The organism is Rhizobium deserti, assembly GCF_004358025.1.
Lineage (GTDB): Bacteria > Pseudomonadota > Alphaproteobacteria > Rhizobiales > Rhizobiaceae > Neorhizobium > Neorhizobium deserti.
Genome location: NZ_SMTL01000002.1, coordinates 905,565 through 931,318 on the forward strand (window position 1 = coordinate 905,565; position 25,754 = coordinate 931,318).

General features: G+C 61.1%; 24 protein-coding genes. 10 read left to right on the forward strand and 14 right to left on the reverse strand.

The features are described from left to right. From E2F50_RS10900 to E2F50_RS10945, 10 genes are all read right to left on the reverse strand, one after another. A complete protein-coding gene (locus E2F50_RS10900; protein ID WP_133316136.1) occupies window positions 1-303 on the reverse strand; it encodes a type II toxin-antitoxin system RelE/ParE family toxin in 303 nt (100 codons plus the stop codon). Continuing rightward, a complete protein-coding gene (locus E2F50_RS10905) occupies window positions 300-572 on the reverse strand; it encodes a YlcI/YnfO family protein (protein ID WP_133316137.1) in 273 nt (90 codons plus the stop codon). Before E2F50_RS10905 ends, E2F50_RS10900 begins: the two co-directional genes overlap by 4 nt. 66 nt (window positions 573-638) lie before the next feature. Next, a complete protein-coding gene (locus E2F50_RS10910) occupies window positions 639-1,076 on the reverse strand; it encodes a DUF6644 family protein (RefSeq protein WP_245515358.1) in 438 nt (145 codons plus the stop codon). A 50-nt stretch (window positions 1,077-1,126) separates the two neighbouring features. After that, entirely contained in the window at window positions 1,127-1,510 is a 384-nt protein-coding gene (locus tag E2F50_RS10915) for a DUF6152 family protein (protein WP_133316139.1), read from the reverse strand. Window positions 1,511-1,596: 86 nt separating this feature from the next. Beyond that, the gene (locus E2F50_RS10920) at window positions 1,597-2,958 is read right to left on the reverse strand and encodes an AcvB/VirJ family lysyl-phosphatidylglycerol hydrolase (RefSeq protein ID WP_133316140.1); all 1,362 of its coding nucleotides are present in this window, start codon (window positions 2,956-2,958) and stop codon (window positions 1,597-1,599) included. Continuing rightward, complete coding sequence (locus E2F50_RS10925; RefSeq protein ID WP_133316141.1) at window positions 2,955-4,277, reverse strand: phosphatidylglycerol lysyltransferase domain-containing protein; 1,323 nt, start codon at window positions 4,275-4,277, stop codon at window positions 2,955-2,957. The genes E2F50_RS10920 and E2F50_RS10925 overlap by 4 nt, the downstream gene beginning before the upstream one ends. Before the next feature lie 224 nt (window positions 4,278-4,501). Further along, entirely contained in the window at window positions 4,502-5,539 is a 1,038-nt protein-coding gene (locus E2F50_RS10930) for a sulfate/molybdate ABC transporter ATP-binding protein (protein WP_133316142.1), read from the reverse strand. Window positions 5,540-5,553: 14 nt separating this feature from the next. Then, complete coding sequence (cysW, locus tag E2F50_RS10935; protein WP_425375375.1) at window positions 5,554-6,423, reverse strand: sulfate ABC transporter permease subunit CysW; 870 nt, start codon at window positions 6,421-6,423, stop codon at window positions 5,554-5,556. Beyond that, on the reverse strand, window positions 6,416-7,270 hold the full coding sequence (cysT, locus tag E2F50_RS10940) for a sulfate ABC transporter permease subunit CysT (RefSeq protein WP_133316144.1): 855 nt from the start codon (window positions 7,268-7,270) through the stop codon (window positions 6,416-6,418). The genes cysW and cysT overlap by 8 nt, the downstream gene beginning before the upstream one ends. 35 nt (window positions 7,271-7,305) lie before the next feature. Then, window positions 7,306-8,331 (reverse strand): sulfate ABC transporter substrate-binding protein, encoded by a 1,026-nt coding sequence (locus E2F50_RS10945; protein ID WP_133316145.1) that lies wholly within the window; start codon window positions 8,329-8,331, stop codon window positions 7,306-7,308. Between the two features lie 318 nt (window positions 8,332-8,649). On the opposite strand from E2F50_RS10945, the gene E2F50_RS10950 reads away from it, so the two are divergent. After that, window positions 8,650-9,024, forward strand: coding sequence for a hypothetical protein (locus E2F50_RS10950; protein WP_133316146.1), 375 nt, complete (start codon window positions 8,650-8,652; stop codon window positions 9,022-9,024). A 59-nt stretch (window positions 9,025-9,083) separates the two neighbouring features. Here the strand turns inward: E2F50_RS10950 and E2F50_RS10955 are convergent, their stop codons facing one another. Further along, window positions 9,084-9,542, reverse strand: a complete 459-nt coding sequence (locus E2F50_RS10955; RefSeq protein WP_133316147.1) for an RrF2 family transcriptional regulator — start codon at window positions 9,540-9,542, stop codon at window positions 9,084-9,086. 362 nt (window positions 9,543-9,904) lie between these two features. Here E2F50_RS10955 and E2F50_RS10960 point away from each other — a divergent pair, with 362 nt between their 5' ends. From E2F50_RS10960 to E2F50_RS10980, 5 genes are all read left to right on the forward strand, one after another. Then, complete coding sequence (locus E2F50_RS10960; RefSeq protein ID WP_133316148.1) at window positions 9,905-10,675, forward strand: phosphoadenylyl-sulfate reductase; 771 nt, start codon at window positions 9,905-9,907, stop codon at window positions 10,673-10,675. A gap of 36 nt (window positions 10,676-10,711) precedes the next feature. Beyond that, entirely contained in the window at window positions 10,712-11,665 is a 954-nt protein-coding gene (gene cysD / locus E2F50_RS10965) for a sulfate adenylyltransferase subunit CysD (protein WP_133316149.1), read from the forward strand. Between the two features lies 1 nt (window position 11,666). Beyond that, the gene (gene cysN, locus E2F50_RS10970; RefSeq protein WP_133316150.1) at window positions 11,667-13,175 is read left to right on the forward strand and encodes a sulfate adenylyltransferase subunit CysN; all 1,509 of its coding nucleotides are present in this window, start codon (window positions 11,667-11,669) and stop codon (window positions 13,173-13,175) included. A 364-nt stretch (window positions 13,176-13,539) separates the two neighbouring features. Next, a complete protein-coding gene (locus E2F50_RS10975; RefSeq protein ID WP_133316151.1) occupies window positions 13,540-16,260 on the forward strand; it encodes an ABC transporter transmembrane domain-containing protein in 2,721 nt (906 codons plus the stop codon). A 36-nt stretch (window positions 16,261-16,296) separates the two neighbouring features. After that, on the forward strand, window positions 16,297-16,752 hold the full coding sequence (locus E2F50_RS10980) for a cyclic nucleotide-binding domain-containing protein (protein ID WP_133316152.1): 456 nt from the start codon (window positions 16,297-16,299) through the stop codon (window positions 16,750-16,752). Window positions 16,753-16,850: 98 nt separating this feature from the next. On the opposite strand, the gene E2F50_RS10985 is transcribed toward E2F50_RS10980, so the two are convergent. Then, window positions 16,851-17,333: a class I SAM-dependent methyltransferase gene (locus tag E2F50_RS10985; protein WP_133316153.1), complete on the reverse strand. Its 483-nt coding sequence runs from the start codon at window positions 17,331-17,333 to the stop codon at window positions 16,851-16,853. A 60-nt stretch (window positions 17,334-17,393) separates the two neighbouring features. Continuing rightward, complete coding sequence (locus E2F50_RS10990; RefSeq protein ID WP_245515359.1) at window positions 17,394-18,737, reverse strand: nucleotide sugar dehydrogenase; 1,344 nt, start codon at window positions 18,735-18,737, stop codon at window positions 17,394-17,396. Between the two features lie 179 nt (window positions 18,738-18,916). On the opposite strand from E2F50_RS10990, the gene E2F50_RS10995 reads away from it, so the two are divergent. Further along, window positions 18,917-20,008 carry a glycosyltransferase family 4 protein gene (locus tag E2F50_RS10995; RefSeq protein ID WP_133316154.1) on the forward strand — a complete coding sequence of 364 codons (1,092 nt, stop codon included), beginning with the start codon at window positions 18,917-18,919 and terminating at the stop codon, window positions 20,006-20,008. Then, window positions 20,005-20,736, forward strand: coding sequence for a polysaccharide deacetylase family protein (locus E2F50_RS11000; RefSeq protein WP_133316155.1), 732 nt, complete (start codon window positions 20,005-20,007; stop codon window positions 20,734-20,736). Before E2F50_RS10995 ends, E2F50_RS11000 begins: the two co-directional genes overlap by 4 nt. A 1-nt stretch (window position 20,737) precedes the next feature. On the opposite strand, the gene E2F50_RS11005 is transcribed toward E2F50_RS11000, so the two are convergent. Continuing rightward, on the reverse strand, window positions 20,738-21,703 hold the full coding sequence (locus tag E2F50_RS11005) for a glycosyltransferase family 32 protein (protein WP_245515360.1): 966 nt from the start codon (window positions 21,701-21,703) through the stop codon (window positions 20,738-20,740). A 265-nt stretch (window positions 21,704-21,968) separates the two neighbouring features. On the opposite strand from E2F50_RS11005, the gene E2F50_RS11010 reads away from it, so the two are divergent. Together E2F50_RS11010 and E2F50_RS11015 are read left to right on the forward strand one after the other, a co-directional pair. Continuing rightward, window positions 21,969-23,855, forward strand: coding sequence for a dipeptide ABC transporter ATP-binding protein (locus E2F50_RS11010; protein WP_133316157.1), 1,887 nt, complete (start codon window positions 21,969-21,971; stop codon window positions 23,853-23,855). After that, complete coding sequence (locus E2F50_RS11015) at window positions 23,852-25,753, forward strand: ABC transporter substrate-binding protein (protein WP_133316158.1); 1,902 nt, start codon at window positions 23,852-23,854, stop codon at window positions 25,751-25,753. Before E2F50_RS11010 ends, E2F50_RS11015 begins: the two co-directional genes overlap by 4 nt. The last annotated feature ends 1 nt before the right edge of the window (window position 25,754 follow it).

Below are 25,754 nucleotides of genomic sequence, written 5' to 3' on the forward strand. Positions count from 1 at the left end.
TCAGTGGTAGTCGTCTTCCCGCTGGTGGCGGATGGCAAGGATAGTGACCGTCACGTCGTCATTTATGTCGTAAAGAATGACGTAGCCCGATGACCCGAATGGGACCAGAAGCTCACGCGCTAAGGCATCGCCTTCTATTGCCTTTCGTCCGATGAACGGGAAATCTTCAAGGACTCGCATCGCCTTATGGATAGCTTCATAGGCGCGCTCCCCGAGACTTGGGTCCAACTGAGCAAGATGAGTGTAGTATCGCTCCAGGTCCTCATAGAATTGCCGCGCATAGCGAAGTGTGCGAACGGTCATTCGGATTGCGCGGCTTTCACCGCTTCAAGCTTTCGCCTCATCATGGCGAGTACGTCTTCTGAACTGTAGTAAAAGCCAGTACGCTCGCCTTCTTCCCGTGCAGCCAATCCACGCGCGATAAACTCCGCTTGCGTCCGTCGGTATTCCACCTGGCGGCGGAGCGAATCTTCCATGAACGCCGAAAGCGTCTCGCCCTCCTTCAGCACGCTCTCAGCAGCGGCGCGCAGTTCCGGGTCGACGCGAAGGGAGGGAATGGTCGCGGTCTTCATGGCATCACCTCATGCGTTGCAATTGCGATGCATCATGGATGAAAATCCTGTCGGCTGCAACAATTCTTAGATGAAGCCGATCCAGCGGCCCCCGATCACCGCGCTAATCCAGATCACAATGGAAAGTATGGCAGAGAGGCGTGCGGCCGCGGGTACCTGGTCGGCAGATATCGCCTGCCTGGTACCGCTGGAATGCTGAACGGCCACATTCAGGAGCCCTAGCGCTATAAGGCCAAGCTTGACCAGAAAGGCCGGGTTGCCCGCGTATTCGACAGGGCGGACAGAGAACAGGCAAAGTCCGGTGAGGACGGCAATCAGCAAGCCGCTTCCGGCGAGCTTCGAGAGATACGGCATCGCGGCCGCCAGCGGTATGGCTTGGCCAAGGCCGAGAATTCGCAGATCAAGCGCCAGGATCGCGCCGAACAGGATGGCGATCCCGAGGATATGCGCGGCGTTGATAAACAGATAGAGCGTCGGCGACACGATCAGCGCCCGCGCCAGCATGGATTCGGCAAGCGGTGCGAGAAACTCCATCGGGGCGGCCGACCCTTGCGTCAGTTGGTTTTGATGCGATCCGGATAGATATCGAATGTCTTGCCGCCAACGACAATGCGCACGGCCTTCATGCGCTTCTCGTTCGGGTCCTGCGATCGATGGCCGGTGGCGGTAATCTCGTCGCCGACCTTCGCCTGGCCTTCCACGAAGCCGGAACGCTGCGTCTGGTTGGGATTGCTGAGCTCAACGCGCCAGACGCCGTCCTGTGCCCGGACATCCATGGCCGGATGCGGTGGAGCAAAGGAGATCGACACGATCGTGCCCTTGAGATCGATCTGGTCAGCCTCCGCCCAGGAAAATCCATGGTGGGCGACGGCAGTGCCAGCAAGCATGCCCGCCACCCCGGCGACGGCCAAGGTGCGGGTGATTGAAGTCGGGGTCATGACAGCTCTCCTCAGGTTGCCGGCGCATGAACCAGGAGATGTGGGAGGCGGTGGAAACGACCAGAGGCTTCACATCGAATTGACCGTCAGTGGCTCGCCATTACCGCCTTCATCCGCTCGACGATCAGCCGGTTGAGGGCACGGTAATCGCCATCGAAATGATGGCCGCCCTGGCGCGACTGGACCTCGGCACCACGGATCTCCTCCACCTGCGGACAGGCGCTGTCCTCTTCGGCCAGGCCATAGATGCACTGGATCTTGCGCGGCTCGATTTCCCGCAGATCCTCGATCGGATCGCCGTATTTTCCGGCTCCGGCAAAGCCGAGCCAGCCGGAAACGTCGATCTCGAAATCGGCCTGGTGCGACAAGGCCAGAAGCGAGATAAGCGAGACTGCCTGGCGATCAGTTTCCGGAAGGCGCCGATAGGTCGCCGGCAGGATATTGGCACCGAAGGAATAACCGATCAGGATGACATGCCCGACCTTCCAGCGCTGCCGATAGGTGGCAATCATGCGCGACAGGTCTTGGGCGGTTTCCTCTGGCGTCTTCTCGTTCCAGAAGTAACGCAGGGCATCCACGCCGACCACGGGGATGCCATCCTCCTTCAGGTAAGCGGCGAGCTTCTGGTCGATATCTCGCCAGCCGCCGTCGCCGGAATAAACGACCGCCATGGCATTGTGCCTGGCCACGGCGTCGATCGGCACGATCGGCAGGTTGAGCGAGGAGGTTGACCGCTCCAGCTTTCGCAGCTGTGCCGACAGATGCTGGAACAAAACAGTATCTGGATCGCCCGGCGCCTCAGCGAGCTCGACTGCCGGATGCCCCTGCCGCAGTTGCTCTGCATGACGCCGCCCTAAGGCATCCGCGCGGTTGCTGAACAAGACCTGCACGGGATTGGGAAGGTCTCCAGCCGTCAGGCCGTAGATGATGCCGCCGGCTACCGGCACTTTCTTTGCAGGCGTGCAAAGCACGGTGGACAAGGGAATGACCGCATCTGGATCGACGGCCACTGTAGCGGAAATGGTTGAATTGGGTGTCTGCGCCGCGATCGCCAGAGCCAGGGTTGCCCCCTCGCCGATCCCAGCAACGATCGGCGGATGGTAACCGACGATGTCGGCCTGGCGGTGCAGCTGGCGGCTGAGATCCTCGATGTCGGAAACCAGGTAAAGGCAATCGCCCTTCTGTTCTTCCAGGCGGGCGTAATAGGCCGGCAGGTCGACACCGATAACGATGGCGCCTTCCGCCGTCAGCTTTTCGGTACTACGCTCGTCATTGCCGGACCAGCCCTGCCCGCCCGATAAGAGGACGATTACCCCTCTTGCCTCGCCTTCGGGATAGGAAATCCGGGAGGTCGGCAGGCTCTGCGTGGTCAGCTCCGGGTCCTTCACCACCTGGACGATGGCGGACAGGAGCGTCAAGCCGGCCACGATGAGGGGCAGAAGCTTCATCGGCGCAGCACGCCTTTCAGTCCTCCGCCGATCAGCATGGTGATGTCGAAGAGTGGAGCAACCGGCATGCCTCGCCCGCTGACGGCGAGATAGCGAGGCTGCCATTCGGGATCAAATTTCGATTTGAACGCCAGAACGCCGCGGAAATTGTAGAAACGCTCGCCATTGTTGAAGACGTGCTTGCCGATATGGTTCCACAAGGGCGCCTTGCGGTGCGTCGACAGGCCCGCAAGCGGTGCCATTCCCAGATTGAGGGTCTGGAAGCCCTGGGCCTTGGCATGTTCCATGATGCGCACGAAGAGCAGGTCCATCATGCCGCGATGCGTATTGGGCACATGGCGCATGAGGTCGATGAAGGCATCGCCCTTCGAGCTGGTCGACAGGATATTGGCAAAGGCAACGATCCGGCCTTCCAGGCGAATTACCGCGACCGGACCGGCTGCGACATACTGAGGCTGGAAGGTACCGAGGGAGAAGCCTTTCTCTGAAGCATTCTGCGCTTCGAGCCAGGTCTTGGACACCGTCAGAAGTTCATCGAGCACGCCCGGCACTTCATCCGCTGTCAGCATGGAAAACTGCAGTCCGTCGCGTTCCGCCCGATTGATCGAGCGGCGAAGCTTCAGCCAGGCACCGCCCTTGAGGTCGAACCTGGTCAGATCGACGACGGCCTGTTCGCCGAGCTTGTAGGGCTTCAGCCCAGCCTCAACGGCGCAGGGGAGAAAGTCCGGAGAGACCTGATAGAAGACGGCCCGGCAGCCGTCCCGGCGGGCCGCACTCATGAATTTCATGACAAGGCCGGGCCAGGCCTTGGGGCAGCCGACCGGATCGAACAGCGCTGCCCAGGATCGGCCGGAGCGTGCATACATGATGAAGGCGGTGCGGCAATCGGAAAACAGGATCTTCTTGTCGCCTAGGCGCACCAGCCCGGCGCTCGCATTGGGCTGGGCCGAAAGGATGGCAATGGCCTGGGCCATATCGTCGCTGGATGGCGCTTGCGGCGCGGCAGGCTTAGATATCCGTGCAAGTCTTCCGGCAGCCACAGTGCCCATGGCCAGGCACAAGGCAAACGCCGCCGAGGCATGGATGCTGCTGTCGGCCAGGACGAAGCGCCAAACAATGCTGACCAGCTGTTCTTCAAGGAAGACGTAAAGCGAAAGCAAAGCGGTCAGGCTCACCACGCCGAGGAACAGGAGAGTGCTGCGATCGGGGGTGAGACGATCGACAACGGCCTGCCAGATGGCGGCAAAAGCATTGCTCGGGCGCACAGTCGCATCTTCCGACAACAAGCTGCTGTCGGTTTCGTGGGCAAAATCTGCCATGGAATACCTGTTACCAAAACTTAGACTGACATCCTTTTAGCTGTTTTTCATTTACCGAAACTTACGCGCGCAGGATGTAAAGCGGTTAAACCGGCTTCTAAACTGACGATTATCAAACGCCAAGGTAGCAGATCGTGTGGATGAAAGATCGGATTGGCGGGTAGACGCCTCCAGACGCCGCCGTGGCTGGCGGGCGGAAGCGTCAGATTGCCGGTCTGCCGCCTCTAGTGACGGAACAGTGTCCAGCGGGTCGGTCGAAAACGGATGTCGCTGCCGATCTCGACCGGCGCATGCAGCGGCACCTCGATCTCCACATGATAGGGCGCATGGCCCTCGTTGGCGATGTCGATCTCGGCAATGCGGGTGCCGGCCAGCCGGCGACAGGCGATGACCTTGCCGAACAGCGTGTCCGATGCGTCGACGAGCGCCACATCCTCCGGGCGGAAGAACAGGTCGGCCGCCCCGTCCTGTGCTTCGGGAATTCCAATTGGCTGCCCCTGGAAGAGCGCCGTCCCCTGCTTGACCTCGACCGGCAGATGGGAAGATTCGCCGATAAAGGAGAAGACAAAGGGCGAGCCCGGCCGGTCATAGACGTCATCGGCCGAACCCACCTGCTCGATCTTGCCCTGGCTCATGACGACGACCCGATCGGCAAGCTCCAGCGCCTCTTCCTGGTCATGGGTGACGAAGACGGTCGTATGGCCGGTACGGTCATGGAACTCGCGCAGCCAGCGGCGTAATTCCTTGCGTACCTTGGCATCGAGGGCTCCGAAGGGCTCGTCGAGCAGCAGGATGCGCGGTTCGATGGCCATGGCACGGGCCAATGCGACGCGCTGGCGCTGGCCGCCGGACAGCTGGTTCGGATAACGCTTTTCAAGCCCGCCGAGCTGGACCATGTCGAGAAGCTCCGAGACGCGGCGCCCAATTTCTGCCTTTGCCGGACGCGTCGCTTTCGGCCGGACCTTGAGCCCGAAGCCGATATTTTCGGCAACGGTCATGTGCCGAAAGAGCGCATAGTGCTGGAAAACAAAGCCGACATTGCGCTCCTGCACCGAATGGTGGGAGGCGTCTTCTTCGCCGAAGAAGATCTGGCCGGCTGTCGGGAAATCGAGCCCGGCGATCAGCCGCAACAGCGTCGTCTTGCCGGAGCCGGAAGGACCGAGCAGCGCGATCAACTCGCCCGAGGCGATCTTCAACGACACGTCGTTGAGCGCCGGGAAGCGATCGAATTCCTTGCGGATATTAGTGATGGTGACTTCCATAAAGGCTGAACCTTCTAATGCCTGCCGCCGGCAATGCCGGCACCGAACCGAAGTTCGAGAATTGTTTTCAACGCGAGCGTCACGAGCGCCAGAAGCGCCAGAAGCGAGGCCACTGCGAAGGCTGCAACCATGTTATACTCATTATAGAGTATCTCCACATGCAGCGGCATGGTGTTGGTCAGCCCGCGGATACGGCCTGACACGACGGACACGGCGCCGAACTCGCCCATGGCGCGAGCGTTGCAGAGCAGTACGCCATAGAGCAGGCCCCACTTTATATTGGGCAGCGTCACATGCCAGAAAGTCTGCCAGCCCGATGCACCAAGCGACAGGGCTGCCTCCTCGTCTCCAGTGCCCTGGTCCTGCATCAGCGGAATAAGCTCACGCGCGACAAAGGGAAAAGTGACGAATATGGTGGCAAGCACGATCCCGGGTACCGCGAACAATATCTCGATGCCGTAACTCTTGAGGAATGGCCCGAGCAGGCTCCGGCTTCCGAACAGGAGCACATAAACGAGACCGGAGATGACCGGCGAGATCGAGAACGGCAGGTCGATCAACGTAATCAGGAATGCCTTGCCTTTGAACTCGAATTTGGCGATCGCCCAGGCCGCGGCGACGCCGAAGACGAGATTGAGCGGCACGGCGATCGCCGCCACAAGCAGCGTCAGCCGGATGGCCGCCCAGGCATCGGGTTCCACCAAAGCCTCCTGATAGCTCCCCCAGCCTTCGCGAAAGGCTTCGACGAAGACCGAGACGAGCGGCAGGAACAGGAAGAAGGTCAGGAAGACAAGCGACACGGCGACCAGTAGCGCCTTTGTGGTAAAGCTCTCGTCAGCCGGATTGCGGAAAGCGGTCTTTCTGGCACAGGCATTGTCAGACATTGCCATACCTCTTGCGGCTCCAGGCCTGGATGAGGTTGATGACCAGCAGCATAGCGAAGGAAATCAACAGCATGATGGTCGCAATCGCAGTGGCGCCCGCATAATTGAACTCCTCCAGGCGAATGACGATGAGAAGTGGTGCAATTTCCGACACATAAGGAATATTACCGGCGATAAAGATGACGGAGCCGTATTCACCGACGCCCCTGGCGAAGGCCAGGGCGAAGCCAGTGAGGATGGCTGGCGTCAGCGCCGGCAGCAATACTTGCAGGATCGTCTGGAAGCGGTTTGCCCCTAGCGTCGCTGCTGCTTCCTCCACCTCCCGGTCGATTTCCTCCATCAGAGGCTGCACGGTGCGCACAACGAAAGGCAGACCGATGAAGATCAGCGCGATAACGATGCCATAGGGCGTATATCCAATGCGCAATGGCATGAAGAGTGAGCCGATCCAGCCATTGGGAGCATAAAGCGATGCGAATGCAATGCCGGCCACCGCCGTTGGCAGTGCGAATGGCAGATCGACCAGCGCATCAATCAGCCGCCGACCTGGAAACCGGTAGCGCGTCAGAACCCAGGCGAGCATGGTGCCAAAGACGACGTTGACGAGTGCCGCCACAAAGGCGGTACCGAACGACACATAAAGTGCTCGCAGGGTGCGCTCATCTGCAAGGATTGCCAAAAACCCGCTCCAGCCCAGGGCTGCGCTCCGCCACAGCAAGCCGGCTACAGGTATGAGAATGATCAGCGACAAGTAGGCAAGCGAAAAGCCGAGCGTCAACCCAAAACCCGGGATGATGCTCGGCTGTTTCAGTCGCCACCGCGTCGAAGCCGCAGTGATATTGGTCATCTAATATTCCGACGATCGGTTATTTATACCGGCGTTCATTTGCTACCGGGCTTGTAGATCTGGTCGAATACGCCGCCTTCACCGAAGTGTTCCGGCTGCGCCTTCTTCCAACCGCCGAAAATCGGATCGTCGATCGTCACGAGCTTGATGTCCGGCAGGGCCTTCAAGAGATCCGCTTTTACCACTTCCGGCTTTGAAGGGCGATAAAAGTGCTTGGCCGCGATGTTCTGGCCTTCGTCGGAATAAAGATATTGCAGATAGGCTTCGGCCACTTTGCGGGTGCCTTTGGCATCCACCGTAGCATCGACCACCGCGACAGGCGGTTCAGCCAGGATCGAAATCGGCGGCACGACAATATCAAACGAATCCTTGCCGAATTCTGCCCCTGCCAGATAGGCCTCGTTTTCCCAGGCAAGCAGCACGTCGCCTATCTGGCGCTGAGCGAAGGTGACTGTGGAGCCGCGAGCACCCGTATCGAGCACCGGTGCCCGCTTGTAGAGTTCGCCAACATAGGCCTTGATCTTTGCCTGGTCGCCCTTGAACTCCTCATTGGCCCAGGCCCAAGCCGCCAGATAGTTCCAGCGTGCACCGCCCGAAGTCTTCGGGTTGGGCGTGACGATCTGCACGTCGCCCTTTACCAGGTCGCCCCAGTTCTTGATATTTTTGGGATTGCCCTTGCGGACGAGGAATACGATGGTTGAAGTATAGGGCGATGAATGATTGGGAAGCCGATCGCGCCAGCCTGCCTTGATCTTGCCGGTCTTCTCGATGGCGTTGATGTCGCTTTCGAGCGCCAGCGTCACCACATCGGCCTCAAGACCATCGATCACTGAACGGGCCTGCGCCCCCGACCCCCCATGCGACTGGCGGACCGACACGTCTTCCCCACCCTGCGTCTTCCAGTGTTTGGCGAAGGCAGCGTTAAAATCCTTATAGAGCTCGCGGGTCGGATCGTAGGAAACATTGAGAAGCTGTGCATCGGCGAACGCCGGCGCAATGGCGCCGGCAGTTACAGCCACGGTCAGCGCAGCTGCCGCCAATGCCTTGGCAAGTTTGATCATGAGGTTCCCTCCAGTGGTTCTGCTGGAAACTCTATCCGTTCAGTCGTCTTAGTCAATCGATGGCGAAAAGATGGCAAAACTGTTCCGCTTTGGCCGCCCGGGGCGACAAGGAAAGCACTGGCCCGCACGAAGGTGGAAGAATGTCAGCATCGGCAAAGCAACCGTTGGCGAAAACGCAATCCGGCGCCGATCATGTTTTTGCGGCAGATAGCAGCATGGGGAGAGGTGCGCCTTTCAGCCGTGGCGGGATCCGGCCCTCATTGCGGAGGGACAGGAAGAGCACTAGGTTTGACCATGGCAATCTGCAGGACAGAATTCATGGTCGACCCCATCACGCCCATTTTCGCCACGTCCCCGTCTTCCGCCACGAAGATCGGCAGCAGCGTCTCAATCACGTCCGAGGCCGAGAATGCATGGGTGGCGGCGCGCCAGTCGCACATCACCGCCGATCTGGATGCGCTGAAGGACGCGGCGGAACGGGAGGATGACGAAGGAGAGGACCGGCAAAGGGATGCGGATGATCCGCCGGTATCGCCGGACGATCGGCACCCGCACAGCAGGTTCGAGGGGACGGCGGCAGAAGACGCAGGGACGATCGAGGAGCATCCATTGTTTTCCGGGGAAAGCGAGCGGATCGGCACCCAAAACTTCGACGAAAACACGCCGTTTGGCGAGCGCGTCGCGATTATCTGACGGCGATCTGACAGCGGGCGGCAATCGGGCCGCAGCGACGCAGCGCCCGATAACAGATCTCAGGCGGTCAGCAATTCGCGGACAGGCGCATTTACGGGCTCGCCGGCACCCTCGACCGCATCAGCAATGGTCGTGTTGAACAATACGTCGCGCGTGGCTTCGGCAACCCGGGCAAAGACATGCCGGATTTCGCAAAGATGCTCGCCGTCGCAGTCTTCGCATTTGCGGTAGGCGGTCTGGGAAAGGCAGGGCAGCGGTGCGATGGGTCCGTCCACGAGGCGCAGCACTTCGCCGAAGGTGATGGCATCGGCGGGCTTGAGGAGAAGATAGCCGCCCTGTTTGCCGCGGCGGCTGACAACCATGCCAGAGCGCTTCAGGTCGAGCAGGATCTGCTCCAGAAACTTCTTCGGGATGCTCTGCTGAAGAGCGATCTCCGAGATCAGCATGGGCTCGGCGGGATCGGCCTGCGCCAAGGCAGCCAGCGCCCTCAGCGCATATTTGGCTTTCTGGGAAATCATCACGCAACCATCAAAACAAGTAACGCCGCCGCGAGGCCGGAATGGTCTCACAGCGCCGCTCAATCGGCTTCCTTTTGGGCATCCGCAGGGCGCCGGAACCGGTGCTCAGGGGTGCATGTCCGCAAGCCTTAAAAACTGGACTGCAGGCATGTTATCGGACTAACCTAATTCACGAGATAATACAAACCAATGCGCCGGTTCGAGTGGAGAAAAACACTCGGTTTTGGTTAAGGCGGCAGGTTTTCTGTGTGCATGCATGTTTGGAGAGATATTTGCTCTCCCGGAGCAGGCGAAGAAACGGCTTTTCCTGGCTTTTCACAGGCTCAGCCGGGATAATCGCCGAACGAAAAGAAAGAAGACCCATGACCGTGCATGATCCCTTGGCGCCGGACCGTTCCGGCCTCGCCGCCAGCCTCGACGTCAAGCTTCATAACCTCGACCTTGCCGGCCGGCTGGCCCTGGCCGCTGAACTCGGTCACGCCGTCTTCACCACCAGCCTGGGCATAGAGGACCAGGTAATTACCGCCGCTATCGGAACGCATCGCCTGCCGATCGAGGTATCGACTCTCGATACCGGCCGGCTGTTTGCGCAGACCTCGGACCTGATCACGGAAACGGAGGAGCGCTATGGCCTCTCGATCCGGCGCTTCCGCCCCGAGCAGGACGATGTCGATGCCTATGCCGCGAAATATGGCGCCAACGGCTTCTACGAGAGCGTCGAAGCCCGCCATGCCTGCTGCCATGTCCGCAAGCTCGTGCCGCTCGCCAAGGCGCTTGCCGGCGCGGATGTGTGGATCACAGGGCTTCGCCGCGGGCAATCCGGCAACCGGGCCGCGACGCCGTTTGCCGAATATGACGTCGAGCGCAACCTCTTGAAGATCAACCCGCTGGCCGACTGGGACATCGAAACCATCTGCGCCCATGTGGCAGCCGAGGACATTCCGGTCAACGCGCTGCATGCCCGCGGCTATCCGTCGATCGGCTGCGAACCCTGCACCCGCGCCATCAAGCCCGGCGAGCCTGAGCGCGCCGGACGCTGGTGGTGGGAAAACGATGAAAAGCGCGAATGCGGCCTGCATGTGCCGGACAACGCCGCTCAACAAATCCCGCAAGCGAGCCAGATTGCCCGCTAACTTTTGTGTTTGTTTCTAGACTACCCGGAGACCGAAATGCCCTTGTCAGTACAGGAAACGGAAGTGAAGAATCCGCCCGTTTCCCGCCCGCCGCTCGATCCGCATTTGAAGGCTCTCGAAAACGAAGCCATCCACATCTTCCGCGAAGTGGCGGCCGAATTTGAAAAACCGGTCATGTTGTATTCGGTCGGGAAGGACTCCTCGGTTCTCCTGCACCTCGCCCGCAAAGCCTTCCATCCCGGCCGGGTTCCCTTCCCGCTTCTGCATGTCGACACGACCTGGAAGTTCAAGGAGATGATCGAGTTTCGCGACGAGATTGCGCAGAAATACGATCTCGACCTCGTGGTTCATACCAATCCGCGTGGCAAGGCCGAGAACATCACCCCCTTCACTCATGCCTCGGCCTTCTACACGGATATCATGAAGACCGAGGCTCTGCGCCAGGCGCTGGATGCCGGGGGCTATGATGCGGCCTTCGGCGGCGCACGCCGAGACGAAGAAGCCTCGCGGGCCAAGGAACGCATCTATTCCTTCCGCACGCCGGACCACAGATGGGACCCGCGCAACCAACGCCCTGAACTGTGGAACATCTATAACGGCATGATCAGGCAAGGCGAGAGCGTACGCGCATTCCCGCTCTCCAACTGGACGGAAGTCGATATCTGGCGCTACATCCAGGCGGAAGACATTCCGCTCGTGCCGCTCTACTACGCCGCCGAGCGCCCCTATGTGGAACGCGACGGCATGATGATCCTTGCCGAGGATCCGCGCCTGGAACTGAAGCCGGGCGAAGAGGTCCAGCGCGGCATGATCCGCTTTCGCACGCTCGGCTGCTTCCCGCTCACCGGTGCGATCCGTTCGACGGCATCGAACCTTGATGAGGTCATTGCCGAACTGGAGATCGCCACGGTTTCCGAACGCCAGGGTCGCGCCATCGACCGCGACCAGTCGGGCTCGATGGAAAAGAAGAAGCGCGAAGGATATTTCTGAGATGACCGTTTCCGCTCAATCCGCGCCGACGCCGGCCGCTTCGGCGACCATCCTGCCTTTCGCCGAGCCCTTGAAGGGCAGCCGCGACACGAAACCGTTGCGGCTGATTACCTGCGGCTCGGTTGACGACGGCAAGTCCACGCTGATCGGCCGCCTGCTCTGGGACACCAAGGCGGTCAAGGAAGATCAGGCCGTCACGCTTGCCCGCGACAGCGGCGGCCAGAATGATCTCGGCCTTCCGGATTTCGCGCTTCTGTTGGACGGCCTGCAGGCCGAACGCGAACAGGGCATCACCATCGATGTCGCCTATCGCTATTTCGCCACCGACCGACGCGCCTTCATCGTTGCCGACACGCCCGGGCACGAGCAATATACCCGCAACATGGCGACCGGCGCCTCGACGGCGGATCTTGCCATCCTGCTTGCCGATGCCCGCACCGGCCTGCTCGAGCAGACGCGCCGGCATGCGACCATCGCAGCCCTGATGGGCATTCGCCAGTTCGTGCTGGCCGTCAACAAATTCGACCTAGTCCATTATGACAGGGCGATCTTCGACGGGATCTCCCAGGACTTCCGCGAGCTCGCCATGTCTCTTGGCGTGCGCCAGATCACCGCTATCCCGATGTCGGCGCTGAAGGGCGAGAATGTCGTCTACCGCGCCGATGCCGCCATGCCCTGGTATCAGGGCCCGACCCTCGTCGAAGCGCTTGAGCTTGCTACCGTCCGCTCCACCCAGGCAGGCGGCTTTCGTTTGCCGGTGCAACGCGTCGTGCGGCCCGGGGAAAGCTTCCGCGGCTATCAGGGCACGGTTTCGGGCGGCTCGGTGAAGCCGGGCGACAGCGTCGTCATCCTGCCGTCGGGCACGGTCGCCAATGTGAAGCAGATCGTCACCTTCGATCTGGTACGCAACGCTGCGGTCGCCGGAGACGCCATTACGCTGGTTCTCGACCGGCAGGTGGATGTGGCACGCGGCGACATGATCGTTTCGATCGACGCCCAGCCGATGACCGGCAAGGATTTCGAGGCCCAGCTCGTTTCCCTGCAGCCGAGCGGCATAGAGCCGGGCAAACGCTACTGGCTGAAAAGCGGCTCGCGGCGCCAGCGGGTGAGCGTCGAGCCGATTTCGCAGCTGGAGCTTGCGACGGGGACGTGGCTGCCGCATGCCTCGACACTGCAGATGAACGCCATCGGCAAGGTGCGCCTTTCCTTCGAGGAACAGGCGATCTTCGACCCTTACGACCAGAACCGCTCGACGGGCGCCTTCATCCTGATCGATCCGGATACGCTCAACACCGTGGCCGGTGGCATGGTCACCGCAAAGCGAAGCGACCTCGGCAGCATCGAGGTCCGCCACGAAGGCCAACGGGTCATTCTCTCGCTGCCGGCCGATCTGGCTGAGCAGATCATGGCGAGCGAGCTCTTCGCCAACCGCCGTGACGAAGCGGAGATCCGCCACATGACGGCAGCCCAGGCCGCCGAACTGTTTTCGGATGCGGCAAGCGACATCTGATCCGAGATCGGATCATGAAAAAGGGGCCACAAGGCCCCTTTTTTCGTGAGTGGTGGACGGCTCTTCCACACGCCGGCTTCGATGATGGCCTTGGCGATCATCAAATTGCTGCGCAGGGGCAGGCACAGGCCCGCTATAGGCGATCAACTTTGCGTGGCAGCTATGCGAAATCCGGCAAGGCACAGGTTTCGAATTAGGGGTAAACGCTGCCGCTTCGCGCCGAAAAGGCACACAACGAAGTGGTGATCCGGCCCGCCATTCAATCGGTTTGCATGGCGGCGGCAAACACCTATATCATAATTCCTTGAACCGTTGGGCCATTGGCGTATTTGGGCCGCCACCCCGAGATCGAAGATCTATGCTGATGGAAAAACACCTACTTCGCTACATCTGGAACCACACGCGTCCGCAGCAGGTGTTCATCCTCATCATCGTGATGATCTCGATGATCCCCTATTTCATGGCCTTCGACCTGCCCAAGCAGATCATCAACGGGCCGATCCAGGGCGGCGGATTCGAAAATCCGGGCGAAACCCAGCCCTTTCTGGACTTTTCCTATACTATCCCCTGGACAGACTGGACCTTCGGCTTCGCCGGCTTCGAGCTCAACCGCATGGCCATGCTGATGGCCCTGAGCGGCGTCTTCCTGGTGCTCGTCATCATCAACGGCCTCTTCAAGTTCTACATCAACAATTACAAGGGCAAGCTTGGCGAGCGGCTGCTGCGCCGTATCCGCTACGAGCTCGTCGACCGCCTCCTGCGCTTTCCGCCCAGCACCATGAGGCAGGTACGGGCAGCTGAAGTCTCGAGCATGGTCAAGGACGAGGTGGAGCCGTTCGGCGGCTTTACCGGGGACGCCTTCGTGCAGCCGGCCATGCTCGGCGGCCAGGCGGCGGCAGCGCTCTTCTTCATCATCCTCCAGAACCTGTGGCTGGGGCTGATCGCCGCCTTCATGGTCGGCATCCAGGTGGGCATTATTCCCAAGATGCGGCGCCGGCTGATCGAGCTTGGCCGCCAGCGGCAGCTCACCGCGCGGCACCTGGCGGGCAAGGTCGGAGAGATCGTCGAGGGCATCGACACGATCCACACCTATGATACCACCAACCTGGAACGGGCCGATGTCGCTTATCGCCTCGGCCAGATCTACAAGATCCGCTACGAGCTTTACCGTTGGAAATTCCTGGTGAAGTTCGTCAACAACTTCCTGTCGCAGCTGACGCCCTTCCTTTTCTATTCCATCGGCGGCTATTTCGCCCTGCGCGGCACGCTGGATGTCGGCCAGCTGGTGGCGGTGATCAATGCCTACAAGGATCTGCCGGGCCCATTGAAGGAGTTGATCGACTGGGACCAGGCGCGCCAGGACGTCCAGGTCAAATACGAGCAGGTCCGCGAACAGTTCGAACCGCCGCAACTGATCGAAGCCTCGCTGCATGCCCTTTCCGCCAATGTCCCCGAACATGTGCAGAGCCCGCTTGCCGCGCTGAATGTGACGATCACCGACGGAAGCGGCGCGCATGTTGCCGAAAACGTCACGCTGAAGATCGAAACCGGAGAAACAGTCGCAATCGTCGACAACGCCGGCAATGGCGCCGAAGCCATAGCGGAAGCCTTTGGCCGCGTCGCCTGGCCGTCTTCCGGAAAAGTGACGCTCGGGGAAGTCGATCTTCTCGAACTGCCCGAGGCGGTGACCGGACGGCAGATCACCTATGCTTCCTCCGACAGCTATTTCTTCCACGGAACCCTCAAGGACAACCTGCTTTACGGCCTCAAGCACGCACCGGTCGAAGGCGACAAGAACGAGGAGGACGATTCGCCGAGCCGCCGCTGGGCGATCGACGAGGCCGTGAAGGCGGGCAATTCCACTCACCATCCGGACGCCGACTGGATCGACCGGCGCTCGACTTCCATCTCGAGCGGATCGAGCGAGGATCTCAAGCAATCCATTATCGGCGCGCTGGATGCGGTGCAGCTGACCTCCGACGTGATGGAACTGGCCCTGCATTCCTTTGTCGATCCGAAGGAGAATCCGACGCTGACCGAGCGCGTGGTGGAAATGCGGTTTGCGCTTCGCGAGGAACTGGCCAAGGAAGGCATTGCTAACATCGTATCGCATTTCGACTTCAGCAGCTACAACAAGGAAGCAACGGTCCGCGAAAACCTGCTGTTTGCCGCAACGCGACAGGCTCCAACCTGGAATACCGACCTTGCCGAAGGCGAATATGTCTTCGAGGTACTAAAGACGGCCAAGCTCTTCGACCTGCTCTACAATATGGGGCTGACGGTCGCCGAAAACGTCGTCGAAATCTTTGCCGGCCTGCCGCCGGAACATCCGCTCTTCCAGCAGCTGGAACATATCACGGCAGACGATATCGCCTTCTACCAGCATTTCATGCAGAGAACGCGTCGTCGCCGCAATTACGAGATCACCGAGAGCGACCGCCGCGCCATCGTCAAGTTGAGCCTCTACTATATCGAGCCCCGCTACCGCTTCGGTGTTCTCACCAAGGATATCATGGACCAGATCGTGGCTGCCCGCGATCTCTTCTATGCCAATCTCCCAGTGGAATTGCGCGACCGCATTGAGCGCTACGATCCGCATCGCTATATGGGGGCCGCGACGCTGCGCGAAAACATCCTGTTCGGCAAGCTCTCGCATCGAAGCCCCGATGCCCCGGCCAAGATCCGCAAGGTGGCGTCACGGGTGGTGCGCGAAATGGGTCTCTACGAGAGCTTTATCGGGCTGGGACTAAGCTATGACGTGGGCGCGAGCGGGCGCCGCCTGACGCCGGTTCAGCGCCACAAGCTCAGCCTTGCGAGGGCTTTGGTGCGGCGATCCAACTATTACGTCTTCAACAAGCCGCTTCCGGGGCTCGATCGACGGGACCAAGAGGAAATTGTTAAGAACGTGCTTCAATTCCTGCAGCAGCAGGATAATAATCCATCCGTGATCTGGGTTCTGTCGAACACATCCCTGTCACGTTTGTTTCATCGAGTGATAGTATTCGACCGGGGTTCAGTGGTCGAGGACGGATCGTACGAGACTCTGGACGAGAAGAGTGGTATATTTAGATCTCTAGTGGCATAATAGACAGCCACTACAGAACGACCAGATGGTGCACCCATGCTGCTTAACGACGAAGTGCAGTTGCTACGCAAGGTCCCATACTTTTGCCGGGTCGATCCCTGCAAGCTGAAGCTGCTTGCCTTCACGTCGGATCGCGTCCTGTACGAGCCCGGTCAAGTGCTGTTCACCCAGGGTGAGAGCAGCGATGCTGCCTATGTCATTCTGCATGGGACAGTGGATCTTCTGACCCGGTCTTCGGGAGAAGATCTAAAGATCGGCGAGGCCGGATGCAATTCAATCATTGGTGAGATGTGTTTGATCTCCAATTCGCTGCAGGCGGTCACCGCCCGGGCGGCCACCGAGGTCGAGGCGCTGCGCATTACCAAGGACACCTTCTTCAAGGTGATTGCCGACAATCCGCGCATGAGCTTGGAAATCAGCCGGACGCTGGCGGAAAACCTTCGCGGCTCGCGTTACGACGGCACGAACCGCATCGACCACCACGTTCTCTAGCCCATCGGTAATGCCCATTTTGGCGACGGCGGATGCCCCTCATTTTCGCGGGCATCCGCCGTTACAGCCCGATTATCGGCAGGACCAAAGACTACTGTTCAACGTTTCCGGTAATAGAAGTAGCGCCCTTCTTCCACCGAGGGCAGACGCGGAAGCTCTTCAAGCTCCGGGTGGTCGAGCGGCAGGCCGCTCACCGCATAGGAGCCCTTGGCGAGCATGCCGGCGACCATCTGCGGCAGCCAGGTCAGCGTGATGGCATCCTTTTCCGGGTAGCCTTGGCCGATATCGGCATGCACAAGTGCGGCATTGCGGCCAACATAGTCGAGGCCGGTTTCCTTGATCTCGCCCAGCACCACATCCTGCGGCTCCGGCGCTTCGGTCTTGTGGGCGCCCATATGACGATCGAAGGCCAGGATGCGTCGATGGGGAAAGAGTTGCCGCAAATGGCTGTGGGTCCGCCCGTTCCCCAGGCCCACCTCGAAAATATCGCCCTCTGCCGGCAAGCCAAGCGTGCCTTCAATGTGATTGAGGATGTCGCGCTGCGCCGTCATGCGGCTGATGAAGCTGTCCAGTCTGCTCATGTGTAAGGCTATCCTTGTCCATTATATTGGTCGGCCGTCCCGAAGACGGCTCGTTCAGTCTCAGGCCTTGACGATGCCATCCGCCGTGATGCCGCGCGCAGCAAAGGCGTTGCGGGTATCGACCACCAGCGGAACATGCCGTGCAATGGCCTGGTAATCGAAGGCATCATGATCGGTTGCGAGGATGGCAGCGTCGAAGCCGGAAATCTCGTCAGGTTGGCAGGACACCGACCGCCTGCCCTTGAGGTGGCCATATTCACGGGTCCGCGGCACTTCCGCGATGAAGGGATCGTGATACGCGACATCGGCGCCGCGCTCCAGAAGGAGTTCCATTAAGCGCAAGGACGGGCTTTCGCGGATGTCGGGCACATTCTTCTTGTAGGCAAGACCCAGGATGAGGATGCGCGAGCGGCTCAAGGCCTTGCCGAGCCTGCGGTCCAGCGCTTCCGCAAGCCGATCGACGACATAGCGGGGCATGGCCGTGTTGATTTCGCCGGCAAGCTCGATGAAGCGCGTCGGCTGGTCGTATTCGCGCGACTTCCAGGTGAGATAGAAGGGATCGATCGGGATGCAGTGACCGCCGAGGCCGGGACCCGGATAGAAAGGCATATACCCGAAGGGCTTGGTCTTGGCGGCGTTGATGACCTCCCAGATATCGATGCCCATGCGCTCGTAGACGAGCTTCAATTCGTTGACGAGGGCAATATTGACCGCCCGAAAGACGTTTTCCGTCAGCTTCACGGCCTCGGCCGTGCGGGTGCTGGAAACCGGGACGACCGTCTTGACGACAGCCCCGTAGAAGGCGGACACAAGGGCGGAAGCCGCCTCGCCGTCGCCGGCCACCACTTTGGGAATGGTCGAGGTTTCGAAATCGCGATTTCCGGGATCCTCGCGCTCCGGCGAGTAGCCGAGGAAGAAGTCCTGCCCGCCGACCAATCCGCTGGTTTCGAGGATCGGCTTCATCACCTCCTCGGTCGTTCCGGGATAGGTAGTCGATTCGAGAACGATCAACTGGCCGCGCCGAAGCGTGCGGACGATCTGCTGGCAGGTATTGCTGACGAAGGAAAGGTCGGGTTCGCGATGGCGGGTGAGCGGCGTCGGCACGCAGATGGCGATCACGTCGCATTCGCCGAGCCGCTCGAATTGGCTTGTCGCAAAAAATCGCTGCGCCTGCCGTTCGGAGGATAGCACCGCGTCGGGAACCGCGTCGATATAGCTTCTGCCGGCATCGATGGCGGTGATCTTGTCGGGATCGACATCGAAACCGAGCACGGTGAAGCCGGCGCGCGACGCGGTCATGGCCAGAGGCAGGCCCACATATCCAAGGCCGATCACGCCGATCAGCGCGCGCTTTGCCTCTATGGCCGACAGAAGCTCTGCCGCCTTTTCCTGTTGCTGGCTCAAAGGAAGTGACTCCACCTGCTATGCTTATAACGGCCCTCAGGTGTGATGAATGGCATCTGCTGTCAAGAGACGAGGGCCGCTGGGGTAGGCTTGCGGGCGATTGCAGCCGCTTCATCCGCCGCAAATAATGCGAGCACGGCTCTTGCAAGACGTGCCCGCAATGCGGCTTATCGGCAGCCATGGATATTGCCTTCTATGCGCCGCTGAAATCGCCAAGCCATCCTGTCCCCTCCGGGGACCGGCTGATGGCGCGGCAGTTGATCGCCGCACTCGAACTTGCCGGCCATTCCGTCACAGTCGTGTCCGAGTTCCGTTCCTTTCTTCCGGCCGCCGACAGCCCGGTCGGCGAACGCGATGGCAAAGCCACGGAAGAGGCGGAAAGGATCTCGACCGGTTGGGAGGGGGCCGGCAAGCCGGATATGTGGATCTGCTACCACCCCTATTACAAGGCGCCCGACCTGATCGGCATCGCTCTCTGCCGTCGCTTCGCCATTCCTTACGTGACCGTCGAAACCTCCTATTCCTCCCGCCGCAATCTTGGACAATGGGCGCAGGCGCAGGATCTTGTGCTCGAGGGCGCGCGGATGGCCGCCGCCAGTATCTGCTTGACCGAGCGGGACCTGCAGGGGCTTGAACCATACATTCCGAAAGACCGGCTGTTCCGCCTGGCGCCCTTCATCCAGGCTGATCCCTATCTGACGAGAAGGCCTGCGCCGCAGCCCGGCCGGCTGATTACCGTCGCGATGATGCGCAGCGGTGACAAACTCAGCAGTTATGCGGCCCTGGCCGCAGCCCTGCACGAGATCGCCGACCTACCCTGGACGCTGAGCGTGATCGGCGACGGTCCGGCCAGAACGGAGGTGGAGCGCCTGTTCGGCGCCGAGATTGCCGGGCGGGTGGAATGGCTGGGGCAGAAAAACCAGGACGAGATCGCCGCACTTCTGTCCACCGCCAGCATCTATGTCTGGCCGGGGCATGGGGAAGCCTATGGACTGGCCTATCTGGAAGCACAGGCGGCCGGCCTGCCGGTTGTCGCCGAGTCAGTTGCCGGCGTTCCGGAAGCTGTCGCGAATGGCCGCAGTGGTCTTCTGACACCCCCCGGCGATCAATATGCTTATGCGCAGGCTATCGCCTTGCTCCTAAAGGATGCGCAGGAACGGCAGCGGCTGGCGCGAGGTGCACGTGCCTTCGTCGCGGCGGAACGGGATATCAGTGCCGCCTCTGCACGTCTCGACCAGATCATCACGTCATGCAGGAAAGACCGATCGTGAGCCAAGCGGACCTGACCAGGATATTGGAGGATTTGAGCCGGACCGGTCGCCAGGTGCGCTTCTGGCTTCGCGACGACGATGCGGTGGAGCCGACACGTCCACTCGACCGGCTTCTGGACCTGGCGCGCAGCTTTGCCGTGCCGCTGACGCTGGCGGTCATTCCGCAACATACCGGGCGCGAGCTTGCCGAGCGCGTCGACAAGCATGACGATATCACGGTCGCGGTGCATGGCTGGTCGCATATCAACCATGCCGGGCCCGGGGAAAAGAAGCAGGAACTCGGCGCGCACCGGCCGCTCGATAGGGTGGCCAACGAATTGCTGGCCGGTTTCGACAAGCTTTCGGCGCTTTACCCGGAGGCCTTCATCCCCATGCTGGTGCCGCCGTGGAACCGTATCTCGCCGGATCTGGTCGGCGCCCTGCCTGCCCTCGGCTTTCGCGCGCTTTCGGTTTTCGGCCGCGAGACGCCGGCATCGCTGGCACTGCTCAACACCCATGTGGACATCATGAACTGGCATGGCGTGCGCGGCGGGCGCGAGCCGGACGTGGTCTTTCGCGAACTGGCGGAGCTGCTTGCCAGCCCCGACTGCCCGGAGGTGGTCGGCATCCTCACCCATCATCTCGTGCATGACGAGAATGCCTGGGGCTTCCTGGAGCGCCTGTTTGCGGCCACAGCGGGACATGCGGCGTGCCGATGGACCAGCGCCCGCACAGTGCCTGGCTTTTAGCCTACCAGGATTTCCAGCCGACCAGCAGGCCGTGACCTTGGGCGACGGCCGCCGCGCAAGCCGCCTCAACCTCAGAGAAAGGCGCGCCGCGGCGAAGATTGGCAGCGACGAGGCCTGCATCGGGAACCGAGACATTCGTGCTGCGGAAGACGACGGTCATGATCAGCGGCCCCGTCGACCACCAGGCCGGCGCTTCCGGCAAGGCGGCCATCACCTCCGGCAGGACCTGCAGCAATCGGGCAAAAACGGGATGCGCCAGCGGCGCGGCAATCAGCGAATTGGTGAGCAGCAGGCTGCCTTTGCCCGTTTCGCGCGGCGTCTCTTCCGGCAGAGCCATCAATCCGACCAGAGGCAGAAGATCCGCCAAGCCGAGATCGTCGCGGGTCGGGTACCAGTCGCAGTCGATATAAACGCCGCCCAGCGCATGCAGTACGAAATAGCGCGCCACATCGACGGCGCCAGGATAATCGCCCTCCTCCAGCATGCGCAGATAGGCGGGATGGCGCGACACGCCCAGCGCTTCCAGATCGCTTTCGCGCCACAGCCGGTATTCGAAACCGGTTCTGGCGGCATGCACCGCCCAGCGCTTCGTCGATCCCGGAACGGCGAGGCTGCCGAGCCATATCTGGTGGATGACGCGCGGCACCGCCTCGCGGCTCAGCCTCGTCATCTCCCGGATCTCATCAATGCCAAACGCCGTGAAGCGCTCCAGCAGCGCCGGGTCCGGCACCAGGCTGTGCTGCAGGCCGATCCGCTCGACCAGGTTCTTTTCCGCCTTGGCGAGCTTCAGGTAAGCGGAATGCAGCTGGCGGGGCAGTCCGAGCACCGTCGTTTCGCCGAGCAGCCGGTTGGCGGCGACCACTTCATCGGCCTTCAAGGCGTCCAGCGCGCGACGTGCTTCCGCGTGATTTCCCGCGGCGATCAGATCGCGCGCCTGGCGCAATCGGTCGCGATAAATCGCCCTCACCGATGTTTCCGATGCCAATGCTTGTTCGCCCTTCCCGTGGCTCAACCGCGTCCGCCCCCCAAGACCTCCGCAGCCATCTGCGGCGCCAAGTGTTAAACAGCAACTGTCATCCTGCTGCAATGAAGACTGATGTAGATCGGCCCACTGATTGTCCCCGCTCCGGCATTTGTTCTTCATGGACAGGTGCCAATGGCTGGGCTAGGCTGCGATCCTGATCCATTCTCTCCTTCCAACTTCCCGAAAAAATGAGCCGGAATGACTATGCATGAATGAGCGTCCAGAACTCCTCCACATCGAAGGTCTGAACGTTTCCTTTCCTGTACTGGGTGGCGCCATCCACGCCGTCAAGGATTTCGGCATGCGGATCAGGCCGGGCAAGGTCACCGCACTTGTCGGCGAGTCCGGATCCGGTAAATCGGCGCTTGGCCGCGCCGTGATGGGCATCGAAACCAAGATCGCCCGCATCACCGGCTGCGCCATGTTCAACGACCACGCAACCGGCGAAAACCTGGATCTCATCAAGCTGCCGCGCGACGGGCGAAAGATCCGCGCCATACGCGGCGGCCGGATCGGCATGATCTTCCAGGAGCCGATGACCTCGTTTTCGCCGATCCACACGGTCGGCAATCAGATCGAGGAGACTCTGCGCATCCACAAGCCGCTCTCAGTGTCGGAACGCCGCGAAAGCTGCGAGGAAATGCTGAAGCTCGTCGGCTTCGAAGAGCCGCAACGGGTGTTCGACATGTATCCGTTCGAGCTGTCCGGCGGCATGCGGCAAAGGGCGATGATCGCCATGGCGCTGATCTGCCGTCCGGCGCTGCTGATCGCCGACGAGCCGACGACGGCGCTTGACGTCACGATCCAGGCGCAAATCCTCAAGCTTCTGCAGGAGCTCCAGTCGCAGCTCGGCATGGCCATGCTTCTTATTACCCATGATCTGGGCGTCGTGGCGAGCATGGCCGATGAAGTGGTCGTCATGTATCGCGGCGAAGTGATGGAAGCCGGCACGGCATCCGACATTTTCCGCCATCCGCAGCATCCCTATACGCAAGGCCTCATGGCCGCCGTTCCGGATTTCGACCGCCCCCGCAGCGAGCGGCTGAAGCCGCTGCGGGAGATCCAGGTCGACACGGCCGGGCTGATGGACAAGCGCAAATCGGAAAAGGTGCTGCCCGAGGTCGTGCTGTCCGTCCAGCATGTCAGCAAATCCTTCGCCACCAAGCAGTCCGGCAATTTCGGCTTCGGCGCGACGCAAAAAACGATCGCCGTCAACGATGTCAGCTTCGACATCATGCGGGGCGAAACGCTGGGCCTGGTGGGCGAAAGCGGATGCGGCAAGACAACGCTCAGCAAGCTTTTGATGCGCGGGCTGAAGGCGGACCAAGGCGAGGTGATCTATAACGGCGAAGCCGGTCCGATCGACGTGCTGGGCGCCCGCGGCGATGCCCTGCAGGACCTGCACACGAAGATCCAGATGGTCTTCCAGGACCCGGTTTCTTCTCTCTCCCCGCGCATGACCGTGCGCAATATCGTCCGCGAGCCGCTCGACATCCACAAGCGCGGCGACCGGAAGAAGCGCCAAGCCATCATCCGCAAGCTGATCCATGCGGTCGGTTTGCCCGACAGCGCGCTGGTACGCTACCCGCACAGCTTCTCCGGGGGCCAGCGGCAGCGTATCGGCATAGCAAGGTCCCTCGCGCTCGGTCCCGACCTGCTTATCCTCGACGAGCCGGTATCGGCCCTCGACGTTTCCATCCAGGCGCAGATCCTCAACCTGATGAAGGACCTGAAGAGCGAGCTTGGCCTGACCTATCTGTTCATTTCCCACAATCTGGCGGTCGTCAATTACATGGCCGACAGGGTTGCGGTCATGTATGCCGGGCGCATCGTCGAGATCGGCTCCTGCGAAACGATCATGCGCCAGCCGGTGCATCCCTATACCAAGAAGCTTCTCGCCGCGGTGCCGCTGCCCAATCTCGACCACAAGCTCGACTTCAACACGGCCGGCGTTTCGAGCGCCTCGGCACGCAAGATCTGGGGCAAGCAGTTCCTGGAGGACAGGGCGGCGGGCGATCTGACGCATATCGACCTCGGAAATGGCCATATGGTGCTCGCCCGCAGCAATGTCGATGCGCGGGAGCTGGTGCCATGATGCTGCGCCGGCATGTGCTTGCCCTGCTCGGAGGGGCGCTGGTTGCCCGCCCAGCGCTTGCCGCCTACAGCCAGTCCGACTTCGTTGGGAAAATGTCGCCCAAGCAGCCGCTGCCACCGGTGGATCAACGGTTGCCGAAGGTGCCGCGGGTGATCAATCTCAAAGAAAAGGGACTGGCGCCCGGCCGCTATGGCGGCACGGTGCGGATGCTGATCGGAGGCCAGCGCGACATTCGTTACATGCCGATCTTCAGCTATAGCCGGCTTGTCGGCTATGACCGGGACCTGAAGCTCGAAGCGGATATCCTGGAGGGTTTCGAGGTGGAGGACGAGCGCGTCTTCACCTTCCATCTTCGGGAAGGTCATCGCTGGTCCGACGGCAGCCCGTTCACCGCCGAAGATTTCCGGTATGTCTGGGAGGACGTTTTCCACGTCAAGGACCTGGCCCGCGGCGGCCCGCCTGCTTCCCTTCTCGTCAACGGCAAGCACCCCCGTTTCGAGGTGATCAACGAGCGCACCGTGCGCTATAGCTGGGACGACCCGAACCCGGATTTCCTGACCGACCAGGCCTCTCCTTCGCCGACCCGGCTGATGTTCCCGTCGGCTTATCTCAAGCAGTTCCACGCCAAATATCAGACAAAGGCGCTTCTCGACCAGTATATCGCCAAATACCGCGTGCAGAACTGGGGCGCGCTGCACCAGACCGTGTCGCGCACGGTTCGGCCGGAGAATCCGGATCTGCCGACGCTCGATGCCTGGCGCAACCGCACCACACCGCCGTCGGAGCAATACCTTTTCGAGCGTAACCCCTATTACCACCGGATCGACGAAACGGGCCAGCAGCTTCCCTATGTGGATAGGATCCTGCTCGGCGTCAGCTCTTCGGATCTGATCGCGGCTAAGACTGGGACTGGCGAAAGCGATCTTCAGGTCACCAATCTGGACTTCGCAGATTATACATTCCTGAAGAATGCCGAGCAGCGCTACCCGATCAAGGTCGACCTTTGGAAGCAGACGCGCGGCTCGCGCATCGCGCTCATCCCCAACCTCAACTGCAAGGATGAGGTCTGGCGCAAGGTGCTGCAGGATGTCCGCGTCCGCCGTGCCCTGTCGCTCGCCATCAACCGGGGCGAGATCAACAAGGCCGTGTTCTACGGCCTCGCTAAGGAGAGCGCCAATTCGATCCTGCCGGACAGCCCGCTGTTCAAGCCGGAATACCGGGACTCCTGGTCTGCCTTTGACCTGGCGCGGGCAAAGGCGCTGCTGGACGAGGCGGGCCTCCCCATGGACGAGGAAACCGGAACGCGGCTGCTGCCGGACGGCCGCCCGGCGACGATCATCGTCGAGAGCACCGGCGAATATGCCTTCGAGACGGACGTGCTGGAACTGCTGACCGATCAATGGCGGCAGGTCGGCATTAAGATCTTCCTGCATGTCGCCCAGCGCGAGCTGCTGCGCCGCAGAGTGAAGAGCGGCGACACGATCATGTCCGTCGGCCAGGGCCTGGACAATGGCGTGCCGACGCCGGACATGTCGCCCAAGGAGCTTGCGCCGACCAGCGACGACCAGTTGCAATGGCCGCTCTGGGGGCTGCATGCCCTGTCCGGCGGCCATGACGGGCGACCGCCGGACCTGCCGGAGGCAATGAAGCTTCTCGAACTGATGGGCGAATGGCGGGCCGCCGTGGATATGCCTCAGCGTGCCGAGGCATGGCACAAGATGCTGAGCCTCTTCACCGATCAGGTCTTCACCATCGGCATCGTCAATTCGACCCTGCAGCCCGTGGTGCGCTCTACCCATCTCAGAAACATGCCGGCCGAGGCGCTCTACGGCTTCGATCCGACCTCCTATCTCGGGGTCTATCTGCCGGATACCTTCTGGTACGAGGAAAGGGCCTGAT

What these genes read in the sequence shown, in the direction of transcription:
- E2F50_RS10955 (WP_133316147.1), bottom strand. Translation starts at nt 9,542, where the DNA reads ATGATTTCCCAGAAAGCCAAATATGCGCTGAGGGCGCTGGCTGCCTTG.
- E2F50_RS10925 (WP_133316141.1), bottom strand. Translation starts at nt 4,277, where the DNA reads ATGGCAGATTTTGCCCACGAAACCGACAGCAGCTTGTTGTCGGAAGAT.
- cysW (WP_425375375.1), bottom strand. Translation starts at nt 6,423, where the DNA reads ATGTCTGACAATGCCTGTGCCAGAAAGACCGCTTTCCGCAATCCGGCT.
- E2F50_RS10945 (WP_133316145.1), bottom strand. Translation starts at nt 8,331, where the DNA reads ATGATCAAACTTGCCAAGGCATTGGCGGCAGCTGCGCTGACCGTGGCT.
- E2F50_RS10985 (WP_133316153.1), bottom strand. Translation starts at nt 17,333, where the DNA reads ATGAGCAGACTGGACAGCTTCATCAGCCGCATGACGGCGCAGCGCGAC.
- E2F50_RS10980 (WP_133316152.1), top strand. Translation starts at nt 16,297, where the DNA reads ATGCTGCTTAACGACGAAGTGCAGTTGCTACGCAAGGTCCCATACTTT.
- E2F50_RS10995 (WP_133316154.1), top strand. Translation starts at nt 18,917, where the DNA reads ATGGATATTGCCTTCTATGCGCCGCTGAAATCGCCAAGCCATCCTGTC.
- cysN (WP_133316150.1), top strand. Translation starts at nt 11,667, where the DNA reads ATGACCGTTTCCGCTCAATCCGCGCCGACGCCGGCCGCTTCGGCGACC.
- E2F50_RS11010 (WP_133316157.1), top strand. Translation starts at nt 21,969, where the DNA reads ATGAATGAGCGTCCAGAACTCCTCCACATCGAAGGTCTGAACGTTTCC.
- E2F50_RS10905 (WP_133316137.1), bottom strand. Translation starts at nt 572, where the DNA reads ATGAAGACCGCGACCATTCCCTCCCTTCGCGTCGACCCGGAACTGCGC.
- E2F50_RS10910 (WP_245515358.1), bottom strand. Translation starts at nt 1,076, where the DNA reads ATGCTGGCGCGGGCGCTGATCGTGTCGCCGACGCTCTATCTGTTTATC.
- E2F50_RS11015 (WP_133316158.1), top strand. Translation starts at nt 23,852, where the DNA reads ATGATGCTGCGCCGGCATGTGCTTGCCCTGCTCGGAGGGGCGCTGGTT.
- E2F50_RS10915 (WP_133316139.1), bottom strand. Translation starts at nt 1,510, where the DNA reads ATGACCCCGACTTCAATCACCCGCACCTTGGCCGTCGCCGGGGTGGCG.
- E2F50_RS10900 (WP_133316136.1), bottom strand. Translation starts at nt 303, where the DNA reads ATGACCGTTCGCACACTTCGCTATGCGCGGCAATTCTATGAGGACCTG.
- cysT (WP_133316144.1), bottom strand. Translation starts at nt 7,270, where the DNA reads ATGACCAATATCACTGCGGCTTCGACGCGGTGGCGACTGAAACAGCCG.
- E2F50_RS10960 (WP_133316148.1), top strand. Translation starts at nt 9,905, where the DNA reads ATGACCGTGCATGATCCCTTGGCGCCGGACCGTTCCGGCCTCGCCGCC.
- E2F50_RS10920 (WP_133316140.1), bottom strand. Translation starts at nt 2,958, where the DNA reads ATGAAGCTTCTGCCCCTCATCGTGGCCGGCTTGACGCTCCTGTCCGCC.
- cysD (WP_133316149.1), top strand. Translation starts at nt 10,712, where the DNA reads ATGCCCTTGTCAGTACAGGAAACGGAAGTGAAGAATCCGCCCGTTTCC.
- E2F50_RS10930 (WP_133316142.1), bottom strand. Translation starts at nt 5,539, where the DNA reads ATGGAAGTCACCATCACTAATATCCGCAAGGAATTCGATCGCTTCCCG.
- E2F50_RS10975 (WP_133316151.1), top strand. Translation starts at nt 13,540, where the DNA reads ATGGAAAAACACCTACTTCGCTACATCTGGAACCACACGCGTCCGCAG.
- E2F50_RS10950 (WP_133316146.1), top strand. Translation starts at nt 8,650, where the DNA reads ATGGTCGACCCCATCACGCCCATTTTCGCCACGTCCCCGTCTTCCGCC.